22 protein-coding genes are annotated in these 20,423 nt (G+C 36.5%); 15 read left to right on the top strand and 7 right to left on the bottom strand.

Translation table 11 applies throughout. From position 1 onward, the window contains the following. Positions 1-38 precede the first annotated feature (38 nt). The 13 genes from EUBDOL_RS06115 to EUBDOL_RS06055 all read left to right on the top strand — a co-directional run bounded on the left by EUBDOL_RS06115 (position 39) and on the right by EUBDOL_RS06055 (position 15,014). The gene (locus tag EUBDOL_RS06115; RefSeq protein ID WP_004799660.1) at positions 39-974 is read left to right on the top strand and encodes a helix-turn-helix domain-containing protein; all 936 of its coding nucleotides are present in this window, start codon (positions 39-41) and stop codon (positions 972-974) included. Next, positions 971-1,558, top strand: a complete 588-nt coding sequence (gene pgsA, locus EUBDOL_RS06110) for a CDP-diacylglycerol--glycerol-3-phosphate 3-phosphatidyltransferase (protein WP_004799658.1) — start codon at positions 971-973, stop codon at positions 1,556-1,558. Before EUBDOL_RS06115 ends, pgsA begins: the two co-directional genes overlap by 4 nt. Next, positions 1,558-2,013, top strand: a complete 456-nt coding sequence (locus tag EUBDOL_RS06105) for a CinA family protein (protein WP_004799657.1) — start codon at positions 1,558-1,560, stop codon at positions 2,011-2,013. Before pgsA ends, EUBDOL_RS06105 begins: the two co-directional genes overlap by 1 nt. Positions 2,014-2,030: 17 nt before the next feature. Next, positions 2,031-3,050 carry a recombinase RecA gene (gene recA, locus EUBDOL_RS06100; RefSeq protein WP_004799655.1) on the top strand — a complete coding sequence of 340 codons (1,020 nt, stop codon included), beginning with the start codon at positions 2,031-2,033 and terminating at the stop codon, positions 3,048-3,050. Between the two features lie 246 nt (positions 3,051-3,296). Continuing rightward, positions 3,297-4,850, top strand: coding sequence for a ribonuclease Y (gene rny, locus EUBDOL_RS06095; protein ID WP_004799653.1), 1,554 nt, complete (start codon positions 3,297-3,299; stop codon positions 4,848-4,850). A 1-nt stretch (position 4,851) separates the two neighbouring features. Beyond that, the gene (locus EUBDOL_RS06090; RefSeq protein ID WP_040463284.1) at positions 4,852-5,622 is read left to right on the top strand and encodes a TIGR00282 family metallophosphoesterase; all 771 of its coding nucleotides are present in this window, start codon (positions 4,852-4,854) and stop codon (positions 5,620-5,622) included. A gap of 263 nt (positions 5,623-5,885) precedes the next feature. Next, positions 5,886-6,059 carry a 4Fe-4S binding protein gene (locus EUBDOL_RS06085; protein WP_040463282.1) on the top strand — a complete coding sequence of 58 codons (174 nt, stop codon included), beginning with the start codon at positions 5,886-5,888 and terminating at the stop codon, positions 6,057-6,059. Positions 6,060-6,131: 72 nt separating this feature from the next. Continuing rightward, positions 6,132-7,574 carry a tRNA (N6-isopentenyl adenosine(37)-C2)-methylthiotransferase MiaB gene (gene miaB / locus EUBDOL_RS06080; RefSeq protein ID WP_004799646.1) on the top strand — a complete coding sequence of 481 codons (1,443 nt, stop codon included), beginning with the start codon at positions 6,132-6,134 and terminating at the stop codon, positions 7,572-7,574. A 276-nt stretch (positions 7,575-7,850) separates the two neighbouring features. Beyond that, a complete protein-coding gene (locus EUBDOL_RS06075) occupies positions 7,851-9,509 on the top strand; it encodes a ribonuclease J (protein ID WP_004799644.1) in 1,659 nt (552 codons plus the stop codon). 22 nt (positions 9,510-9,531) lie between these two features. Beyond that, the gene (locus tag EUBDOL_RS06070; RefSeq protein WP_004799642.1) at positions 9,532-11,886 is read left to right on the top strand and encodes a DNA translocase FtsK; all 2,355 of its coding nucleotides are present in this window, start codon (positions 9,532-9,534) and stop codon (positions 11,884-11,886) included. Positions 11,887-11,982: 96 nt separating this feature from the next. After that, a complete protein-coding gene (gene yfmF, locus EUBDOL_RS06065; protein ID WP_040463280.1) occupies positions 11,983-13,212 on the top strand; it encodes an EF-P 5-aminopentanol modification-associated protein YfmF in 1,230 nt (409 codons plus the stop codon). Between the two features lie 6 nt (positions 13,213-13,218). Continuing rightward, on the top strand, positions 13,219-14,499 hold the full coding sequence (yfmH, locus tag EUBDOL_RS06060; protein ID WP_004799640.1) for an EF-P 5-aminopentanol modification-associated protein YfmH: 1,281 nt from the start codon (positions 13,219-13,221) through the stop codon (positions 14,497-14,499). A 191-nt stretch (positions 14,500-14,690) separates the two neighbouring features. Continuing rightward, a complete protein-coding gene (locus tag EUBDOL_RS06055) occupies positions 14,691-15,014 on the top strand; it encodes a single-stranded DNA-binding protein (protein WP_004799638.1) in 324 nt (107 codons plus the stop codon). Positions 15,015-15,312: 298 nt separating this feature from the next. On the opposite strand, the gene EUBDOL_RS06050 is transcribed toward EUBDOL_RS06055, so the two are convergent. The 5 genes from EUBDOL_RS06050 to EUBDOL_RS10980 all read right to left on the bottom strand — a co-directional run bounded on the left by EUBDOL_RS06050 (position 15,313) and on the right by EUBDOL_RS10980 (position 18,648). Then, the gene (locus EUBDOL_RS06050; RefSeq protein WP_004799636.1) at positions 15,313-16,386 is read right to left on the bottom strand and encodes a tyrosine-type recombinase/integrase; all 1,074 of its coding nucleotides are present in this window, start codon (positions 16,384-16,386) and stop codon (positions 15,313-15,315) included. A 4-nt stretch (positions 16,387-16,390) separates the two neighbouring features. Then, on the bottom strand, positions 16,391-16,822 hold the full coding sequence (locus EUBDOL_RS06045; protein WP_004799635.1) for an ImmA/IrrE family metallo-endopeptidase: 432 nt from the start codon (positions 16,820-16,822) through the stop codon (positions 16,391-16,393). A gap of 96 nt (positions 16,823-16,918) precedes the next feature. Further along, positions 16,919-17,668 (bottom strand): DUF1828 domain-containing protein, encoded by a 750-nt coding sequence (locus tag EUBDOL_RS06040; RefSeq protein WP_004799633.1) that lies wholly within the window; start codon positions 17,666-17,668, stop codon positions 16,919-16,921. Between the two features lie 58 nt (positions 17,669-17,726). Next, on the bottom strand, positions 17,727-18,179 hold the full coding sequence (locus EUBDOL_RS06035; protein ID WP_004799630.1) for a DUF6978 family protein: 453 nt from the start codon (positions 18,177-18,179) through the stop codon (positions 17,727-17,729). Between the two features lie 13 nt (positions 18,180-18,192). Further along, positions 18,193-18,648, bottom strand: a complete 456-nt coding sequence (locus EUBDOL_RS10980; protein ID WP_004799628.1) for a helix-turn-helix domain-containing protein — start codon at positions 18,646-18,648, stop codon at positions 18,193-18,195. 158 nt (positions 18,649-18,806) lie between these two features. On the opposite strand from EUBDOL_RS10980, the gene EUBDOL_RS06025 reads away from it, so the two are divergent. Next, positions 18,807-18,992, top strand: a complete 186-nt coding sequence (locus EUBDOL_RS06025) for a helix-turn-helix domain-containing protein (RefSeq protein ID WP_004799627.1) — start codon at positions 18,807-18,809, stop codon at positions 18,990-18,992. Between the two features lie 248 nt (positions 18,993-19,240). On the opposite strand, the gene EUBDOL_RS06020 is transcribed toward EUBDOL_RS06025, so the two are convergent. Next, on the bottom strand, positions 19,241-19,648 hold the full coding sequence (locus EUBDOL_RS06020; protein WP_004799625.1) for a type II toxin-antitoxin system HicB family antitoxin: 408 nt from the start codon (positions 19,646-19,648) through the stop codon (positions 19,241-19,243). A 38-nt stretch (positions 19,649-19,686) separates the two neighbouring features. Further along, a complete protein-coding gene (locus tag EUBDOL_RS06015) occupies positions 19,687-19,878 on the bottom strand; it encodes a type II toxin-antitoxin system HicA family toxin (RefSeq protein ID WP_004799624.1) in 192 nt (63 codons plus the stop codon). Positions 19,879-20,082: 204 nt separating this feature from the next. Between EUBDOL_RS06015 and EUBDOL_RS06010 the strand changes: the two genes are divergently transcribed. Next, on the top strand, positions 20,083-20,256 hold the full coding sequence (locus tag EUBDOL_RS06010; RefSeq protein WP_004799623.1) for a ribbon-helix-helix protein, CopG family: 174 nt from the start codon (positions 20,083-20,085) through the stop codon (positions 20,254-20,256). Positions 20,257-20,423 lie beyond the last annotated feature (167 nt).

Raw genomic sequence — 20,423 nt, 5'->3', positions numbered from 1 at the left:
ATATAGTGTTGGAATGCGTGTGCGAAAAGAGGTGCAGCATGGAAGATTTTAGCAAGTTGTTAAAGGAAAAACGTGAGCAGGCAGGACTGAGTATAGATGATGTATGTGAAAAAACACGATTGACACAAAAACATATTAAAGCATTGGAAGATGGTAATATGGAGTTTTTTCGTGATGATCTTTCATATATGCGTTTTTTTGTGAAGTCCTATTGTGAAGCGGTTGGCATGGATTATGAAGATATAAAGGATTTGCTTCGTGATAGCATTGATGATTATACACAGACTATATCTATTTCTGCTTTAAAGGATCATGAAGAAATGGAAAAGAATATTGCGCATAGCGAAAAGCTTACGAAGGTAAGAAATACGCAGGAGCATGCACATGTCCGGACAAGCTTCAAGCAAAACAAAGATAAAAAAATTCATAAGCGGATTGACTTTTCGCTATTATCGTTTGTAGGAGCTGCTGCGGTAGTTGTTTTGGTTGTTGGAATCAGTTTATGGACACTTGGGCAATCCGATGATAAGGACAGTGAGGTAAAAAAGGAACAGCCGATTGCCGATAAGCAGGAAACAAATGAAAAAAAGGACTCTCCTACAGAGGAGAAAGAAGATAAAAAAACGCAGGATATCGAAATTACGAAGGTAGGACTATCGCAGTATACCGTGGAAAATGTAAAAGCAGGAGATGAATTGGATATTGAAATCTATTTTGGTAATGCTTCCTCGGCTTTCAGTATGAGCGTAAACGGAGAGGTGTTGAGCGATCCGGCTGCTAAAGTTTATCAATGGAAGGAAACGATTAAAACGAAGATTACAGCTAAAGAAAATATGAAGATGACTCTTTATTTTGGGTGGTTCAATCAGATTCAAGTAAAAATCAACGGAAAGATTGTGAATATAGATGAATCAATTATGAACAGTGATAGTGCTTGTAATTTAGAATTTACCATGGTGGAGGATAAGTCATGAATGTACCGAATAAGCTATCTTTGTTTCGTATTGCATTGGTTCCGGTTATAGCTGTCGTCTATTTATTTTGCGATTTCGGCAATACCGTATGGAGTGTTTCTAAGGTAAGTCTAGAGGTACCTATTAAGGATCTTGTGGTGTTGGCACTTTTTGCGATTGCTTCGTTTACCGATTTTTTAGATGGAAGCATCGCTAGAAAACGTAATTTGATTACATCATTTGGAAAATTTATCGACCCGATCGCCGATAAGCTTTTAGTAAATACGATGTTTGTGTTATTGGCAGTAGATGGAACGATTCCGGTAATTGCGACACTTTTGATGATTTGGCGTGATACGATGGTAGATGGAATGCGTATGAACGCTAGTGCTGCCGGAAAGGTGGTTGCGGCTGGTCTTTTGGGAAAATTGAAAACCGTTTTGCAGATGTTTGCAATTATCTTTTTGTTGTTGCATAATGCACCGTTTGTTTTTTTGTCAATACCGATTGATGAAATCTTGTTATGGGCAGCGGTTGCGGTATCTTTGATCAGTGGTGTGCAATACTTTATGAAGCTGAAGGATATTTTATTGGAGAGTATGTAATGGAAAGCTTGGTAGCTTTGTTAAAAAGTCGAAATTTAACGATTTCAAGCTGTGAAAGCTTAACGGCAGGAATGTTCAGCGCGGCAATTGCAGCAGTGCCGGGAGCTTCCGGTGTTTTACAGGGTGCCTTGGTAACTTATCAAAATCATATTAAAGAAGAGGTTGCGCATGTTGAAAAGGAAATTATTGATACATATGGTGTGATCAGTGCCCAATGTGCACAAGCAATGGCAATTCATACGAGAGAATTGATGCATAGCGATTTATGTGTATCGTTTACCGGAAATGCGGGACCGGGTTGTATGGAAGGCAAAGAAGCCGGATTGGTTTATTGCTGTATTGCCGGTGAAAAAGGCTTAAAAACTTACGAATTTCATCTTTCCTATGAGCGAAACAGACTTCGTGAAGAGGTCGTAAAGCGCATGGCTGAAAATGTGATATCCTATATTAAATAAGGAAAAAGGAGTACACAATGGAAAAAGTGAATGAAAAGGCAAATCAAGAAAAAAACGCATTGTTAGATGATGCGATAAAAAAAATTGAAAAGCAGTTTGGTAAAGGATCTATTATGAAATTAGGGGATCGCAGCGGTGTAGAGGTTGATGCGATTTCATCTGGATCTATTAAAATTGATGAAGCATTGGGGATCGGTGGATATCCTAAAGGAAGGATTATTGAAATTTACGGTCCGGAATCTAGCGGTAAAACAACACTTGCTTTGCATGCGATTGCGCAGGTACAAAAGCAGGGAGGACGTGCTGCCTTCATCGATGCGGAAAATGCGATTGACCCTAACTATGCGAAAAATCTCGGTGTTAATATTGATGAATTGATTTTATCTCAGCCGGACAGCGGTGAGCAGGGATTGGAAATCACCGATTTGTTAATACGCAGCGGAGCTATTGATTTGGTAGTTGTTGACTCAGTAGCTGCGCTTGTTCCACAAGCAGAGCTTGATGGTGAAATGGGAGATATGCAGGTCGGTGCACAGGCACGTATGATGTCAAAGGCGATGCGTAAGCTAAGCGGTGTTATGAACCGTAGTGAGTGTACGGCTATTTTTATCAATCAGTTGCGTGAAAAGGTGGGGGTAATGTTTGGTAATCCGGAGACGACTCCCGGTGGACGTGCATTGAAATTTTACTCATCTGTACGCTTAGATGTTCGTCGCAGTGAGGCGATTAAAAACGGCACGGAAATCATTGGGAATAAGGTGAATGTGAAGGTTGTGAAAAACAAGGTTGCACCACCATTTAAGACAGCGGCTATTGAAATCATGTATGGGGAAGGCATTTCTTATGTTGCGGAGCTTTTGGACTTGTGTGTTGATCATGAGATTGTTATGAAAAGCGGCGCATGGTTCTCTTATAATGGCGAGAAAATCGGTCAAGGCAAGGAAGCTGCTAAGAACTATATCAAGGCTCGTCCGGAGTTGATGGAAGAATTAGCGGCTAAGCTAAAAGAAAAAACAACGAATAAAGTCGAGGAATAAAGAAAGGGCAGTAACTGGGGTTGCTGCTTTTTGTTTGGGCTGGAAATGAAGCCTATCAATAAGAACCAGTGCGTATATAGAGAAAACAAAGAGGCAGCTTTTCAATAATCGTATACTTAAAAACGCTTACAACAGATTTTGAAAATTAGAGTAAAATATTTATTTTTGTTGAGAAAATCGCTAATTTCATATACAATATATACATGAGAACAAAAATCTCAAGGAAAGACGAATGGAGGATTATGTATGGAAAATACATTGATTATCTTTTTGTCTGGATTGGCAGGTCTTGCTGTGGGAATTATAATCATGATGATTGTTTCCCGTGCAGGTTTAAATAGAAATCAGCAAAAAGCCGCATTGCTTCTAAAAGAAGCGGAATCGAAGGCGGATTCTGTTGTGAAGCAGGCTGTCCTAGACGGACGTACACAGGCACACGAATTAAAAATTGTAGCAGAAAAAGAAATCAAAGAACGCAGACAGGAAATTACCGATATGGAAAATAAACTGTTGCGTCGTGAGGACAACTTAAATTTTCGTGATGAAACACTTACGAGCAAGGAAAAACAAATTGATTTAAAAAATGCACAATTAGCTGATAAAATGGCAATGCTAGACGAAAAAGACAAAGTATTACAAGCCAAAATCGACGGACAGGTAGAAGAACTTGAACGTATTGCGGCAATGACAACGAGTGAAGCAAAGGAAGAATTGCTTGCGATCACTGAAAAACGAATGGATAAAGAGCTTGTTAGCTATATCAAGGAACGTGAAGAAGAAGCAAAAGCGAAAGCAGATGAAACAGCGCGTAATATTGTTGCGTTGAGCATTCAACGGATTGCCAGTGATGAATCCGTTGACCGTACGGTTTCTGTTGTAGCGCTACCAAGCGAAGAAATGAAAGGACGAATTATCGGACGTGAGGGACGTAATATTAAGGCAATCGAACAGGCGACCGGAGTGGATTTAATTATTGATGATACGCCGGAAACGATTACGGTTTCTTGTTTTGATCCGATTCGCCGCGAAATTGCCCGACTTGCGCTTGAACAATTGATTAAAGACGGGCGCATTCAGCCGGGTCGTATTGAAGAAGTGGTAAACAAGATCAAAAATGAAATGGAAGCCAATATCATGAAAACCGGTGAAGATACGGTATTCAAGCTTGGAATCGGTAAAATCGATCGTGAAATCATTCGTTTGATCGGACGTTTGAAATATCGTTTCTCTTATGGTCAAAATGCGTTGCAGCATAGTGTTGAGGTTGCGCATCTTGCTGGAATGATGGCAGCGGAACTAGGATTGAACCAACAGCTTGCCAAACGAGCAGGCTTACTTCATGATATCGGTAAAGCTCTTGATTTTGAAGTCGAGGGAAGCCATATTGAATTGGGTTATAAATTCTGTAAAAAGCATGGAGAGCGCGATGTTGTATTAAATGCAATCCAATCTCACCATGGTGAAGTAGAACCGGCATTCTTGATTAGTAATTTGGTGATTGCTGCGGATACCATCAGTGCTGCTCGTCCAGGGGCACGTTATGAATCTTTACAGAATTATATCAATCGTTTGGAAGATTTGGAAAAGATCACAAAATCATTTGACGGTGTTGAATCAGCATACGCAATTCAAGCAGGACGCGAGGTTCGTGTTATGGCAGTGCCGGACAAGATGGACGATCTTGCCTGCCATAAGTTAGCACGCGATATTCGTGATAAGATCGAAGCGGAATTAACATATCCTGGACAAATAAAAGTAACGGTTATCCGTGAAACACGTGCCAGTGAATTGGCTAGATAATATGAATATTTTATTTTTAGGAGATATCGTGGGAGCGAGTGGAAGAGATGTTGTACGTCAGCATCTCTCTTCTTTAAAAGAGCGATATGAGATTGATTTGGTGGTTGCTAATGGAGAAAACTCCGCACATGGAAAAGGAATTACACAAAAGATTTATCGTCAGCTTCTAGATATGGGAATTGATGTAATAACTATGGGTAATCATACCTTTAGCAAAAATGATATTTTCCAATTCATTGATAATGCTGAGCGCTTAGTGCGTCCTGCCAATATGGAGCCTTTAGCCTATGGTCAGCATACAACGGTCATTGAGGTAAAAGGAAAACGTGTTGCTATCAGCAATTTGTGTGGAGAAATTTGGATGCATGATGTCGTAGATTCGCCGTTCTTTTGCATGGAAGATATTTTAGATAGCGTAGATGCCGATTATTATCTTGTTGATTTACATGCAGAGGCTACAAGTGAAAAAATTGCATTTACGTATGCTTTTGCCGGTCGAGTACAAGCAGTAGTAGGAACACATACACATGTGCAAACTGCTGATGAACGCATTGTGAATGGTACTGCAGGTATTACGGATTTGGGTATGTGCGGAGCGTATGAGAGTGTACTTGGACGTGATGTTGAAGAAATCTTGACACGTTTTACTAGCAATGAAAAAACAAAGTTTAAAATTGCACAGGGTGAAGGAATACTTTGCGGTGCATTTGTACATATTGATGATACAAGTGGCAAAGCAACACATATTGAGCGTATTCAGATACGACCTTAGGTAAGAAAGGGAGAGTCTGTGGTATACAGGCTTTCTTTTTTTGCTTAGAGTATCGTTGTGAAAGGTGAATTGATAAGGTGTATATAAAAGTAAAATAGGAACGAGCTGTTTTGGTAAGCTATCTGTCAACTTTAATAGAAAAAGAGAGATTGGATTTTCTAACGTATATCTATGTGATTTTCCATATAGAATTTGCTTTGTATATATTTGCAACAGAGAAGCATTATGTTATAATAAATGTGTTTAAAAAAGGAGGAATAAGAATGCCAGTTAAAGTAAATGCAGATACTTGCATCGGTTGTGGTGCATGTGTGGGAGTTTGTCCAGTAGGCGCTTTATCAATGAACGCTGATTCTAAATCTGAGTGTGATGAAGGAACTTGTATTGACTGCGGGTCTTGCATTTCTGCTTGCCCAGTTGAAGCAATCTCTCAGTAAACCAAGCAATGCTTGGTTTTTTTAGATAAACTACATCAAAAGATGTTATAAGATAGATAGGAGTTTTTGAATATGGTAAAAAAACAACCGGGTTGGGCATTGCCTGATTTAAAAGAAGCACAAAAAAGAAGCCATCATCAAACAGTAATTGAAAAGGCGCTGTTTGCCATACCTCCACATATTCAAATGATTGGGCAAGGTAAGAAATATTATTTGCGAACTTATGGCTGTCAAGCAAATGAACGCGATAGTGAAACTTTGGCCGGAATTTTGGAAAGTATGCAGTTTACACCTTGTAGTGAGCCGTCTGAAGCTGATGTTATATTACTTAATACATGTGCGATACGTAAGAATGCCGAGGATAAGGTTTTAGGTGAATTGGGCAGCCTAAAGCGTTTGAAAAGCGATAAGCCGGATTTGATTTTCGCAGTTTGTGGCTGTATGGCACAGGAGGAAGAAATTGTAACGTTATTGTTAGAAAAATATCGTCATGTGCAATTGATTTTCGGTACGCATAATATCCATCGCTTGCCAGAACTTTTATATGAAGTGATGAGTGAGGGGAAACGTGTTGTCGAGGTGCTGTCTAAAGAAGGCGAGGTTATTGAAAATCTACCTGTACGCCGCTTTGGAAAGCATAAAGCATGGGTGAATATCATGTATGGTTGTGATAAATTCTGTACATATTGTATTGTTCCGTATACGAGAGGAAAGGAGCGCTCTCGTGCTATGGAGGATATTTTGGACGAAGTACGCATTTTGAAAGAGGAAGGTTATAAAGAGGTTACCTTATTAGGACAAAATGTAAATTCCTATGGCAAGGACGCGGGTATTGTCGGTGGTTTTGCGAGTCTCTTAGAAGAAACTGCCAAAATAGGAATTGAGCGTATTCGTTTCACAACTTCACACCCATGGGATTTTACAGATGAAATGATTGATGTGATTGCTCGTTATGATAATATCATGCCATTCATTCACCTTCCTGTGCAGAGTGGAGATAGTGAGATATTGAAAATTATGGGACGCCGATACACAAGAGAGCAGTATTTGACCTTGTTCCATAAAATCAAAGAACGTATGCCAAATTGTGCCATTTCGACAGATATTATCATCGGTTTTCCAAATGAGAGCGAAGAACAGTTTGAAAATACGTTAAGCTTGGTAGATGAATGTCAGTTTGACAATGCCTTTACATTTATTTATTCACCAAGAGAAGGCACACCGGCTGCGCGTATGGCAGATAATGTCAGCCTAGAGGTCAAACAACATCGTCTTGCACGCTTAAATGAGCGATGGAATCAATATGCTAAGTTGAAAAATGATGCTTATTTAGGAAAAACAGTCCGTGTTTTGGTTGATGGAGCATCAAAGAAAAACGATCAGATTATGAGCGGCTATACGGAAACGAATAAGCTTGTTAATTTTGTTGCGAAAGATGCTAAAGCAGGGGATATCGTTACTGTGAAAATAACTGGCTGTAAGACATTCTCTCTTGATGGGGAACAATGTGAATAAATTGAACTTATAAGAAAAACAAGTAGGGTTGGAATAGCAATGTGTTATTTTCAATTCTGCTTGTTTATTTGTTCAAGACATAGGTAATGATGCATTTTTTGATATGGTATAAACGAAAACGATTACAATTTATAAAAAAGAAGAAATCCCTTAAAAATAGTTGCATTTTCGTGTATTTTATAATAGATAATGGTATAATATGAATAGTTTTTGTACGTATCATAAGGTGTTCATTTATAAACAATCATAATGATAACAATAATGGAGGTATAGTATATGGATCAAGTACGTATTTTTGCGCTTGGCGGATTAGATGAAAATGGAAAGAATATGACAGTTTTAGAAATTAACGATGTTATATTTGTTGTTGAAGCCGGTATGAAGTTTCCGGAATCCGATCAACTGGGTGTTGAATTTATTATTCCTGATTTTCAATATTTAATTGATAACAAGGATAGAATCGGTGGGATTTTTATTACCCATGCACACGATGATGTTGCAGCGGCATTGCCATATTTATTAAAACAGATTGATGCGCCGGTTTATACCGGTAATTTGACTGCTAATATTATTCATGAGCGATTGAAGAAGGAAGGTATCAAGCGTTCGAAAATTCATCGGTTAAAAAGAGTAAGTCGCCAGAAAATAAATGGAATCGAAGTTCGTACGTTCCCGATGACGCATTCGTTTCCGGATAACTTTGGAATTGCTTTTGGAAGCAGTCAGGGCTATATCGTATATACTGGTGAATACATCGTTGATTACGATATGCTGAAAGATGAATATTTATGTGATTTAAATGAGCTTAGTGAAATCGGTAAAAAGGGTGTTTTGTGCTTAATGAGTGAATCACAGGCTGTGGAGCGTGATGGACATAGTGCACCGAATCATCGCATTACGAATTTAATCGAACCGGTATTTGAGAGAAGCAACTCAAGAATTATCGTATCTTGTTATACGGATTCTTTATTTCGTGTCATGGAAATTATTGATTTAGCTAAAAAGCATCAACGCAAGATTTATTTCCATGATAAGGATTTACGTGATTTATTAAAGCACTTAGAGCAGGTAAAGTATTACCAAGTTCCAAAGGAAATGGAATTAACGGATAAAACGTTTCATAATGATATGGAAGATGTTATGGTTGTCATTAGCGGCAGCGGAAAAAACTTGTTCCGTAAATTATCGAATATTGCAAATAAGGAAGATGCTAAGATAAGCTTTCGTACAAGCGATAATATTATTATTGCATCACCGGTGGTATCCGGTACGGAGCTAGATTATAACAACATGGAAAATAATATTTATCGCGAAGGAGGTAAACTGATTACCTTGGATTCCAAGAAGGCATTATCCATGCACCCATCGAGTGAAGATTTAAAAATGATGATGTATTTATTCCGTCCGAAATATTATATTCCGGTAAAGGGAGAATATCGTCATTTATATATGAATGCGAATTTGGCAATGAAGGTTGGATATGGTGCTGATCGTATATTAGTGCTAGATAACGGACAGGTAGCGGTATTTGAAAATAAAATTCTTACTTCGGTATCTGAACGTATTGAGTTAGAGGATACTTTGATTGATGGAAAAGAAAACTGGGACGTAACCGGTGTGGTTTTAAAGGATCGAGAAGTTTTATCGACTGATGGAGTTATGATTGTCGGTGTTGGTGTGAACTTTAAAAATAAAGAAATTATCAATGGTCCTGATGTTCAAACAAGAGGTTTGATTTACCTAAAAGATGCCGATTATATCATTAAGGAAGTCGGAAATATGATGGAAGAGTGTATCATAGCAGCAGTTAAAGAAAAACGCTATGATAATCTGGCAGTACGTGCAGAGGCAAGAGATAAGATTACGAAGTATTTGATGAAGGAGACAGGAAAGCGCCCAATGGTATTGCCTGTTATTTTGGAAATCAATTTATAAGCATTAAATAGGGAGGGAGTACATGGCAAATACAAAAAAAAGAAAGACAAAGAAAAAAAAGCAAGGTCTGGAAAATGAAGTGCTTGTTTATATTTATTCCCTTTTGTTAATTACACTTTCCATCATCGGTGGATTGAGGATAGGCTTTATCGGTGAAATTACCACCGGATTCATTCAATATATTTTCGGTAATCTTTATGGCGTAATTTACGGGATTATCATTGTTTTCTGCGTGTTGTTTATGTTGAAAAAATCTGTACAGGATATTCCCATGAAATATATTGTCGCAGTGGGAGTACTTATGAGCGCTTGGCTACTTGCTGCGGCTGTTCCAAAGGATAGCGGATTAAAAGGAATGGATATCGTTTCTCAATATCTGGCGGATTCGGTGTTGATTTTTAAAGGTGAGGTTGCAAGCAAGGGAGGCTTAATCGGCGCTTTTCTCGTATCCGTATGTACTTTTTTGTTTGATTATATGGGAACGTGGATTGTTATCGGCGCCATGGTTATTTTAGGAGTGATTTTACTTTTGCATGGAGCTCTCTCCCAATATCTTGCGAATGGTTTTGCTTCTATGCGCAAGCCGTTTGAAGAGGCTAAAAAAAGCAATGCAAAGCGAAAAGCAGAGAAGAAACAAAAATCAATAGAGAAAAAGAAACAGCAGGAAAAAAGCAGTGAGCAAGAAACAATATTTGCTCCGATTGATTTGGAGGAGCGTATAAAGCCAGGACAGCTTTCCTTTGTCGATTTAGATGATGAATTTGATGGTGAAAAGGAAAACGAGTCTGATGAAGGAAAGGAATCAAACGACGATTTGATTATCGGCTTTGATAGTTCTAACAAAACGAATTTACAAGATGCACAGAATCAGCAGGTTATTGAAGCAACAATCGGTATGGAGGATACATTTGTTTCGGCATTTACACAAGATTATTCGAAATATCGCTTGCCAAAGCTTACACTGTTAAAAGATATTGCAAAGAAACAACGTTCTTCTAAAAATATCGCGATTGCAAATGAAAACGGAAGGCGTTTAATCGAAATTTTAGATCAATTCGGAGTTAAGACGACCTTAGTTGCAACCCATATCGGACCGACGGTCACCAAATATGAAATTAAACCGGATCTAGGCGTTCGCGTGGATAAAATCAGTAATCTTCATCGCGAAATTAAGATGGCGTTGGCTGCTAAGGATATTCGTATCGAAGCACCGATCCCCGGAAAATCGGCAGTGGGAGTGGAAGTTCCTAATATAGAAAAAACAACAGTGTCTATGCGAGAACTTTTGAAGAATGTACCACAACGTTATCAGGATAGTAAAATGTTGTTTGCACTCGGAAAAGATCTGATGGGAAACAATGTTTATGGTGAATTGAATAAAATGCCGCATTTGCTGATTGCAGGAGCAACAGGATCAGGTAAATCGGTGTGTGTGAATTCGATTATTACAAGCATTTTGATGCGTGCTAAACCTGATGAGGTGAAACTTTTGTTAGTCGATCCGAAAAAGGTTGAATTTACACCGTATAAGGAAATTCCGCATTTGCTTGGTCCGGTAATTACCGATGGAGAAGAAGCCAATCGAGCTTTGAAGGTAATTGTTCATATCATGGACGAACGTTATAAGCTTTTTGCAAAGGTCGGTGTACGTAATTTCGTTGGCTTTAACGAATATATCGAACAGCACCCAAAAGAGCAAATCAATAAGCTTGCAGCAATTGTTGTTATTATCGATGAGCTTGCAGACTTAATGCTTGCTGCTGCAAAGGAGGTAGAAGCAAGTATTCAACGTATTACACAGTTAGCACGAGCTGCCGGAATTCATTTGGTTGTCGCAACACAGCGACCAAGCGTTGATGTTATTACCGGAGTTATTAAGGCGAATATCCCATCACGAATCGCCTTTGCGGTTAGTAGTGCGGTTGATTCAAGAACTATTTTAGATGAAGCCGGTGCAGAAAAGCTTTTAGGGCATGGGGATATGCTTTACATACCAATTGGAGAAACAAATCCAATACGTGTTCAAGGTGTTTTTGTCAGCGATGAAGAAGTAGCGGAAATCAGTGATTATGTTTCCTCACAAGCAAAGCCGAAATTTGAAGATGCGTTTTTACGTTTGGAAATGCTAGATGGAAGTTCTGGCATTGCCGAAGCAGGAAGTTTGAGCGTAGATCCGCTTTTCGAAGAAGTGAAGGAGTTTATTCGTATAACACAAAAGGCTTCTACTTCATTGATTCAACGAAAATTTAGTATTGGCTATGCACGCGCTGCACGTCTGATCGATACACTAGAGGAGAACGGTTTTATAGGTCCTGCAAGAGGAAGTAAGCCAAGAGAGGTTTATCTCAGTGCAGAGAATGAAACGGATAAGGAATAAACAGCATGTTAGCGTGCTGTTTTACACTTTCAATAGGTTAAATGAAATCAATAAAAAAGCATACTTTGTATATACTAACTACAAGGAGGAATGGTTATGCTATTAAAGCAAGGTGTTGGTTTAGAGGTTTTACAAACGAAAAAATTTAAGGATATCGGTATTAGCATACGCTTTCGTTCACCATTAGACGAGAAATCAGCCTGTGTACGCTCATTATTAGCGTTAATGCTATGTGATCGATCACTTCGTTACGATACAAAGCAAAAAATGAGCATGCACTTAGATGCCTTATATGGAGCAAGTTTAAATGCTCAAACCATGGGCTATGGAGCAAGTCATGTGGTAGATATTCGTATGAAGGTCATCAATCCGAAATATTGTGATAATGTAAATTTAAATGAAGAGATTTTTGCTTTTCTGAAAGAAATTTTATTTTTTCCGGCAATCCGAGAAGATGTGTTTATTGAAGCTAAAAAGATGTTAGAAGCAAAGATTAAGCGAAATATTGATGATCCAGCACAGTATTCTATCAGCAAAGCTTTAAAATTAGCGGGAGAAGGTACACCTTTGGAAATTTCATCATTAGGAGAAAGCGAAATTTGTCAAAGTATAACACTGCAAGATGTTGAGAGGGCATATTATAGTTTAATTCATGAAGATGCTGTTGATATTTTGATATGCGGAGATGTAGAAGAACAAAAAGTGCTGGATTATGTCAAAAAGTATTTGGATTTTGCGGCAAGAGAGATAAATCTACTTACTTATTATGCTGTAAAAAGTGATGTAAAAAATCGCTTTGTTGAAGAAAACCGTAACATTTCACAAACAAATATTACAATGATATGGTTTAGTGATACAAGGATCGTTGATGATGATTATTATCCTTTGCGAGTCGGAAATGCTATTTTAGGTCAATATGCTACAAGTCTATTATTTCAAGAGGTACGTGAGAAAAACAGTCTTTGCTATTCTATTTTTTCTAATTTAATCTCTTATGACGGTGCTTTAGGGGTTACGACCGGAATTGATAAGCAACACAGTGAAAAGACAATAGCCTTAATTAAAGAACAGTTCGAACGCATGGTAAACGGTGATTTTTCTGATGAGTTATTTACGGTTAGTAAACAGATGATTGTTAATTCTCTAAGGGCGAGCAATGATAATATGGCATCGCTTATTGCCTTGGCATATCAAAATATTTTGCTTTCCAGAAGGGATACAACACAAGATATTATCACCAAGATTAATGAGGTTACAAAGCAGCAGGTAGTAGATGCAATGGCTAAGTGTCGTTTAAAAATGACATTTCTTTTAACAAAGAGGTAAAATATTATGGAAAAACATATCAATGAAAAGTATCAAGAAAGCTATTATAGTGAAACCTTAAGCAATGGCTTGCATGTGGTTTTATGGAAGAAAGAAGATTATGCGAAAAGCTTATTTATGATGTCCACACCACTTGGAGCAATGGATCTTGAACAGGTTGATGAAGCCGGAAAGCACTATTGCTATCATGCGGGAATTGCTCATTTTTTGGAGCATAAAATGTTTGAAATGGGAGAACAAGATGTTATGGAACTGTTTTCCCGTATGGGTGCGAATGTCAATGCCTTTACTTCTTACAATGAAACAGCATATTATTTTTCCACAAGCAACGACATCAAAAAGCCATTGGAATTGTTGATGAATTTTGTACAGACGTTACAAATTTCTAAAGAAAGTGTAGAAAAAGAAAAAGGGATTATCGTACAAGAACTGAATATGTATCAACAAATGCCGGATAATCGTCTTTTGATGGAAACTTTTTCTTCGCTATTCCAAAATCACCCGTTAAAATATGATATAGGTGGAGATGCGGAAAGTGTCTGTGCTACGACACTTGAAGAACTACAACAATGCTACTGCCGTAATTATCACCCAAGTAACATGGTGTTGTTTGGTATTGGTGATTTTGATGTGGAAGCAGTGATGCAGCTTATTCGTGAAAATCAAGATAAAAAAGAGTTTTCAAACCAACCTCGGTTATATCGAAAAGAAGTTGTAGAGCCCCATGAGGTTGCACGTAAGGAATATCGCTTTGCAATGGACATATCTATAAAAAAACAAGCGATTACTTATAAATTAACAGGTTTGAAAGATTCTAGTATGCGTAATCGAATGGAATGGTGCTTTAAAATCATGCTAGATGCTTATTTTTCTTCATTAAATCCGGAGTTTCAAGCATGGATTGATGGAGGCATTATCAATGATTATATTGGCAGTGAAGTAGACTTTGGTGAAGATCATGGACTGATTATGTTTTATGGAGAAAGCAATGATGAAATGCGTTTTAAAGATATTGTTGCGAAAATATGGAAGCGTATGCAGCAGGAAGCAGTGGATAAAGAAATGGTAGAGCGTTTAAAGCGTCGTTATTTCGGACAATCGCTTCGAAGCTTAAATAGCTTTGATGATATCGCCATTACGTATATTCGTAATTATTTTGAAGGATTGGATATGTTTGATGCATTGGAGTGTATCGATCATATTTGTGAAGAAGATTTTGAACAGGCAAGAGAGATGCTGAAAAATGCAGATATGGCGTATGTCGTAATAGAACCAGAAAATTCATAGTACTATTTTATGTATTTGTCATATTATACAAAAAAAGAATGGTTTTCATTCTTTTTTTGTATATATTTTTAATTGTGATATTGAAGATGACAAATACAGTTATTTGAAGATTTCATTCTTCTAAGGCATAATAGCAAGTGTAAGGAGTGATGCTTATGCGGTAGCTTGACATCACCGGAAAGGAGGTTCCTATGAATGTTGTTGCTTTTGTCGGTGAAATTGCAGAGCTTCCCGTGGTAAAAGAAACTGTAAACGGGAATAAATATGCTAATATGGTGTTGAAAGTGTCCAGGCCTTTTATGAATAATGAGGGGGTCTATGAACAAGACGAATTATCCTGCACGTTATGGAGAGGAATAGCGGAAACAACGGCTAGTGTTGCTCGACTTGGTGATTATGTTGCAATTAAGGGAAGATTACAGTCTCGAAGCTTTGAGGGGAATGATGGCAATATGCATCGAAGCATAGATATCATTGCGGAGCATGTTTCTTTTATCGGTCAAAGGAAGGCTTAAAAAAACCAGTAACGCTGGTTTTTTTATTGGTATGAGATAGAAAAGGAAATGACAGTTATCGTAATGATGGGATTATGATGAATGTATAAATAAAATAAGTCTTATCACTCACAAAACTCTCACAAATGTAAAAGTATAAAAAGAAAAAAGCCCTTAAATAAGGCTTTTTCTTCAACTATTAACGGTTGTAGAATTCTACTACCAATAATTTTATAAGCTTAATAATAGGCAGTTTTCGTGTTTTTCTTTGAATAAAACGGATTAAAAATAAGCTTATCTCTCACAAAACTCTCACAAATCAGATTAATTCAATAGCTTTTCGTAATTCTTCTATATCTTTGTGAGTGTATATTTTCTCGGTTATATCGAAAGAGGAATGCCCAATTAATTTCATGATACTGGTGCTGTTTGCCTCAGCATCATTCAATAAGGTTGCAAACGTGTGCCTACAATCATGAGGGAGGTGCTCCATTTTTAGTTTTATCATAATTTTATCAAAATAGTTATTCCGATAATTTTGATATTTCATACGTGATCCGTTCCTCTTGTTTCTTATGAAATATTTTTGCGCAGGATCATAATGGTTCATTACAAGTGGCATTATAGAAGAATGGATTGGCACGATGCGATCTTTTCCGGCATCTGTTTTAAAACCACCCTTCATCGTTTTATTTTCAATATCGATATTTTTGCAGTTTTCCATTTCTAACAATTCGTTGATTCTGAAACCGGTATAGATCATAATGAGGATCGTGTCTACATAAGGCATATCTTTATGTTCCCATAATATCCTTAATTCTTCTTTAGTAAAAGGTTGATGTAGGTCGGATTGCTTTTCATTGATAGCAGGCAAAAATGAAGCGTAATTTTTATTGATATAATCGTTCATTTCTGCGTACTTGCAAACGGAAACCATGAGGGATTTAATCTTAATTTTCGAACTATCAGACAGACTACAATCATTTATGACGTTTTGAAAATCGATAGTGCGCAAACTTTTGATTTTCCTATTTACTATTTTTTTGCAATGCTGGTATGCGAACAGATGGCCTTTGACTGTATTTTCGCTTATATCCTTTGGTAACATATCAAACCATTCTTCAAAAACATCATTGAAGGTTTTATTCTCTACTTGTTTAGCAAAATTAATATCATCAGGATTTTTGTTATATTCCAAAAGTGCCATTTGAGCTTCTTGCTTTGTAAAATAATATCCAATGGTTTTATATACCTGTCGCATACCTCTTTTAGTCTCAGCTAATTCATTTTGCATAAATACTTTAGCAACCCAAGGCTTACTTCTTCCTTTTCCTAGATTGTAAACTGTTCCTTCTCCATTCCCTCTACGATAAGTTTTTCTTTTCTTTTGCATATCATCACCTCTTTAAAAAATATACATCAGATAGCAGCTCTTTGACGTACACGTTTTGTGAGAGATAATCATATACATTTACAGCGATTTCGATTGGAACACCTTTATAAGTCCATTCCCGCATATTTCCGCCAAGCATAAGGCAAGCAAATACATTGATGTCCCTTTCTCCTTTAGAATTTTTAAGAAAATGAAACTCTCCGTTTTTATGGTCTAATAAGAAGTGTCCGATTTCGTGCCATAAGACAAACTCCTTGCATTGCCAAGGTAAAGCTTTATCAATAATGATAATAGATTTATCATCATTGATTAAAATAACACCATAAGCACTTTCTAAGGGGATAGATAGCAATTCTATGTTGTTATCTTCCATAATTTCATAAACATTTTTCCCTTCACAGTAGGAAAGGGCACTTTGAATTTTATTCGGTAACATTCCATTCACTCCTTTACGTATAAATAATAGAACATAATGTTACCGATAGGTGTAACAATAATAAAAAAAGTTGCAATTTTATATATTATTTGCAACTTAGTTAGAAAATAAACTGATTTTTGTTTCTATATCCTTCCATAAGATAGGGGTAATATCATAGTTTCTAAAGCCTTCTAATACTCCTTTATCTATAGGATTACTATCATTTATTATCACATACATTTTTTCCGTATGATTTCTTTGAGAAACTGTATCTAACCAACCGAATGATGTTATCATACAATTAGATTTAGAAGCTTTATTAATAATATTAACCCAACGTGTTGGATTATCCTTTGTCCTTTGGAAAGAGAGATCGATTTTAAATTGATAACCAGACTGCCCCATTAAAGATATATTTTCGGTGAAGTACAAATTATTTTTCTCGAAGTATTGTTTCACATCTTCATCAAAAAAACTTGCTACACTTTCTCTTGAAACATAGCATAGATCATCAATTTTTACAATACATTGTAGCAGTGAGTCTAATTTAAGACCAAAATTATTTTTATCGGTCTTAACAAATATTTCTTCATTTTCAACTTTTACTCCAAATTGTGCGCAGACACCAGCTACCACTTTATTTCTCTTGTCAGAAAAATTTAATCCGCAAGCTTTTAAATTGCTGATTGTATAGGAATCATCAGTTATTGTAATATCGTCATTATCAATGCTAACATAAACTTGAATAAAATCATTCGAATGATCAAGCAGAGGAGTGGTAATCTCGTGGTAACCATGAATCTCCTTTACTTGGATATTTGATTTTATAAAGTCATAATAATTTTGAATCAAACTATCAATCACGGTTTCACTTCCTCTCTATATTTATATTATACACAACAACATTGTGAAGTAAATACAACTAATTTAATAATAGAGCAGGCTGTTCAATTAAAACAGGATATTCTATGACATTAAATTCTTTTAGGAAAGCTATGCAATTTTCCATTAAAGAGGGGTCGTTTATATCAAATTCAATAGCATAGGGTAAGTTAGTATTTGTGTAATAATATTCTTCTTTATAAATATGCAAATGTGGTCCATTTAAAACTGTTCCGTTAGGATTTCTGTGAGGGCGCGACCCAATATCTAGTCTAAGTAAGTTTATTCCTGTATTCTTATCTCTGACAATATACGTACATTTGTTAGGATTTACAGTTCCTTTTCTTTGCATAACAAAAATAAACTTAAACTTTGGATTATTTATTCCTTTGATCTCGTATTCTTTTGATAATCCTATTTGAGGGATTTCAAAACGTTTCGTAACTAATTCTTTCAATTCGTTAATTAACACTCTTGCTTCTGCATCTGTCATGCTTGTCCCCCACTTACTTTTTCAATTCATTCGCTATTCTAATAATATCTTGTTTGCTTAATTCACTATTTCCAGCTTTTATACTGTTATACATAACATAATCATTTTGTTGCAAGACATTCATAGCCCATAAATAATCATCGAACGCATAAGGAAACGCAGCTTTTAATGTTTCGACCATTCGCTGTCTATCTTCTTGATTTACTTTCTCCATAGCCTTATTGATTTCTAGCACTTCATCGCATAGGGGAGTGCTTTTTTCGTTATCCAGTAAATAATCAATAGATACATCAAAATAGTTGGCTAATTTTATTAAAGAAAACATATCAGGATTACGGTCGCCATTTTCCCATTTTCCATAGGCAGACAAATCTAAACCTAATTCTTTACTAACATTAGATTTAGAAATGCGTCTATGTTCTTTTTGTTCTTTTTGTTTTCTTAATTTTTTTAAATTTTCCGCTAACATATGACACCTCTTTAATAAATTATACCAAGACAATCAGTCTTTTTAAATATTGCTTACTATTTTGAGACAAATCGACCAAAAATAATTGACAAACAAGACAATAGTCCTTATAATATAAATATATCAAGACAAGTAGTCTTGAAAAAAGAGGTGATAAATTGAGAGAATGGCTTATTGATAAGCGTAATAAGAAAGGCTTATCGAAAGCAGAAGTAGGTAGAGAAATCGGTGTAGATGCAACCCTTATTGGTAAATACGAGAGAGGGGAAAGAACACCAAGACCTGCTACTGCGCAGAAGCTAGGCAAGTTGCTTGGCTTTGAATGGACTAAGTTTTATTCGTGAGAAAGGAGGAAACAAATGTCCTTAAAAAATAAAAATGAACCGCACTCCCGACCAAAGTTGTAGCGATTCATTCCTAGGAATAAACAAAACACATATTTTGTTTACACTGATATTATATCAAAGAAACAGTATATTGGAATATACAAAGTGTGATAAAAGGTTTGTTTATTTCTCAAATTGAAAATAAAGATCTTTGAAAACTGAATAAGGTTGCAAAAAAGCACTCAATTAAGAGTGCTGGAGAAATGCTATAATAAATTTAATTTAGCGAGGAGAGCTTCCTGTAAAGCTTGTGAGAAATTAACGCCTTCTTTGGTCGCTTCATCATTTAGCCATTCGGGAATGCTTAAAGTTTTCTTGATTGCTTTGTTCTTATACATACGAGCGTATTTGATATCGTCATATTCGACAAGCACGACAATTTCTTTAGGGAATTGTTCCATTACTTTCGTAATAGATGATGGATCTGGAATGGTACGTTCATAAATATCATCGCTTGTATCAAGATAAAGACCTAAAGCTTCTTTGGCGTGTTCCATTGTATCTTCAATTTGTTCTCCTTGAGAGAAACACCCCGGAAGATCAGGGAATTCAACCCAGTAGCCTCCTACATCGTCAGCAACATGGAATACAGCAGGATAATAGAATTTAGACATAAATGTTAGCCTCACTTTCTTAAATAGTGCAGGAGGACTTATTTAAGTCCCGCCTGCTTGAGAATGGCTTGTTCTAAGCCTTTTCCCAATTCTTTGTTGTGATAAGGAACTATGGTAGTCCTTTTAGAAGTAGGATTATGAAATTTACGATGTCCCGTAGGAGCATGTTTCATTTCAATGAAGCCATTCTTCTTAAGGAGTTTACACATTTCCTTAGACGTCATTGGCATATGTTGTACCTCCTCATCACACTTATATTATATACGTATTATATACGTATGTCAATATATTTATACGTAAAAGTTACGTATTATATAAAAATATAGCATTTCTTCAAAATCCATATAAAAGCCTTGACTTACTTACACACCTATATTATTATATTAGTAGGCACTAAGGTACACATCTATGTGTAAGTGAGGGAAAGGAGTGAAATGGCAGGTGCTACAAAAAAGAAAATGGGGCGTCCTATTATAGGAAAACCCAAAGACATAAGATTACAGATTAAAATTGATGAAGATACAAAAAACAAACTCGATGTCTTATGTGAACAAAAAAAGATTAGTTATGCTGAACTCATCAGACAACTAATCAAGAAAGCAAAATAAAAGAGAGGCACATGAAGTAAGTTTGGCGACTAAGGTCATGTACCTCAACTACAATCTCAAGAGATTGCACAAATAGTATATCATTTTCGATATACATTTTCAAATACGAAATGTGCAACCTCTTGGGCAATTTTCCACAAATTGTGAACAGGAGGTTTTTTATATCC

The sequence above is a fragment of the Amedibacillus dolichus DSM 3991 genome (assembly GCF_000154285.1).
GTDB classification, from domain to species: domain Bacteria; phylum Bacillota_I; class Bacilli_A; order Erysipelotrichales; family Erysipelotrichaceae; genus Amedibacillus; species Amedibacillus dolichus.
This window is presented reverse-complemented; position numbering and strand designations above follow the sequence as displayed.

Coding starts and splice junctions, on each gene's coding strand:
- pgsA (WP_004799658.1), top strand. CDS start 971: ATGAATGTACCGAATAAGCTATCTTTGTTTCGTATTGCATTGGTTCCG.
- EUBDOL_RS06075 (WP_004799644.1), top strand. CDS start 7,851: ATGGATCAAGTACGTATTTTTGCGCTTGGCGGATTAGATGAAAATGGA.
- EUBDOL_RS06055 (WP_004799638.1), top strand. CDS start 14,691: ATGAATGTTGTTGCTTTTGTCGGTGAAATTGCAGAGCTTCCCGTGGTA.
- EUBDOL_RS06010 (WP_004799623.1), top strand. CDS start 20,083: ATGGCAGGTGCTACAAAAAAGAAAATGGGGCGTCCTATTATAGGAAAA.
- recA (WP_004799655.1), top strand. CDS start 2,031: ATGGAAAAAGTGAATGAAAAGGCAAATCAAGAAAAAAACGCATTGTTA.
- EUBDOL_RS06035 (WP_004799630.1), bottom strand. CDS start 18,179: ATGACAGATGCAGAAGCAAGAGTGTTAATTAACGAATTGAAAGAATTA.
- EUBDOL_RS06115 (WP_004799660.1), top strand. CDS start 39: ATGGAAGATTTTAGCAAGTTGTTAAAGGAAAAACGTGAGCAGGCAGGA.
- EUBDOL_RS06015 (WP_004799624.1), bottom strand. CDS start 19,878: ATGCCAATGACGTCTAAGGAAATGTGTAAACTCCTTAAGAAGAATGGC.
- EUBDOL_RS06070 (WP_004799642.1), top strand. CDS start 9,532: ATGGCAAATACAAAAAAAAGAAAGACAAAGAAAAAAAAGCAAGGTCTG.
- EUBDOL_RS06085 (WP_040463282.1), top strand. CDS start 5,886: ATGCCAGTTAAAGTAAATGCAGATACTTGCATCGGTTGTGGTGCATGT.
- EUBDOL_RS06020 (WP_004799625.1), bottom strand. CDS start 19,648: ATGTCTAAATTCTATTATCCTGCTGTATTCCATGTTGCTGACGATGTA.
- yfmH (WP_004799640.1), top strand. CDS start 13,219: ATGGAAAAACATATCAATGAAAAGTATCAAGAAAGCTATTATAGTGAA.
- miaB (WP_004799646.1), top strand. CDS start 6,132: ATGGTAAAAAAACAACCGGGTTGGGCATTGCCTGATTTAAAAGAAGCA.
- EUBDOL_RS10980 (WP_004799628.1), bottom strand. CDS start 18,648: ATGTTAGCGGAAAATTTAAAAAAATTAAGAAAACAAAAAGAACAAAAA.
- EUBDOL_RS06045 (WP_004799635.1), bottom strand. CDS start 16,822: ATGTTACCGAATAAAATTCAAAGTGCCCTTTCCTACTGTGAAGGGAAA.
- rny (WP_004799653.1), top strand. CDS start 3,297: ATGGAAAATACATTGATTATCTTTTTGTCTGGATTGGCAGGTCTTGCT.
- EUBDOL_RS06050 (WP_004799636.1), bottom strand. CDS start 16,386: ATGCAAAAGAAAAGAAAAACTTATCGTAGAGGGAATGGAGAAGGAACA.
- yfmF (WP_040463280.1), top strand. CDS start 11,983: ATGCTATTAAAGCAAGGTGTTGGTTTAGAGGTTTTACAAACGAAAAAA.
- EUBDOL_RS06090 (WP_040463284.1), top strand. CDS start 4,852: ATGAATATTTTATTTTTAGGAGATATCGTGGGAGCGAGTGGAAGAGAT.
- EUBDOL_RS06105 (WP_004799657.1), top strand. CDS start 1,558: ATGGAAAGCTTGGTAGCTTTGTTAAAAAGTCGAAATTTAACGATTTCA.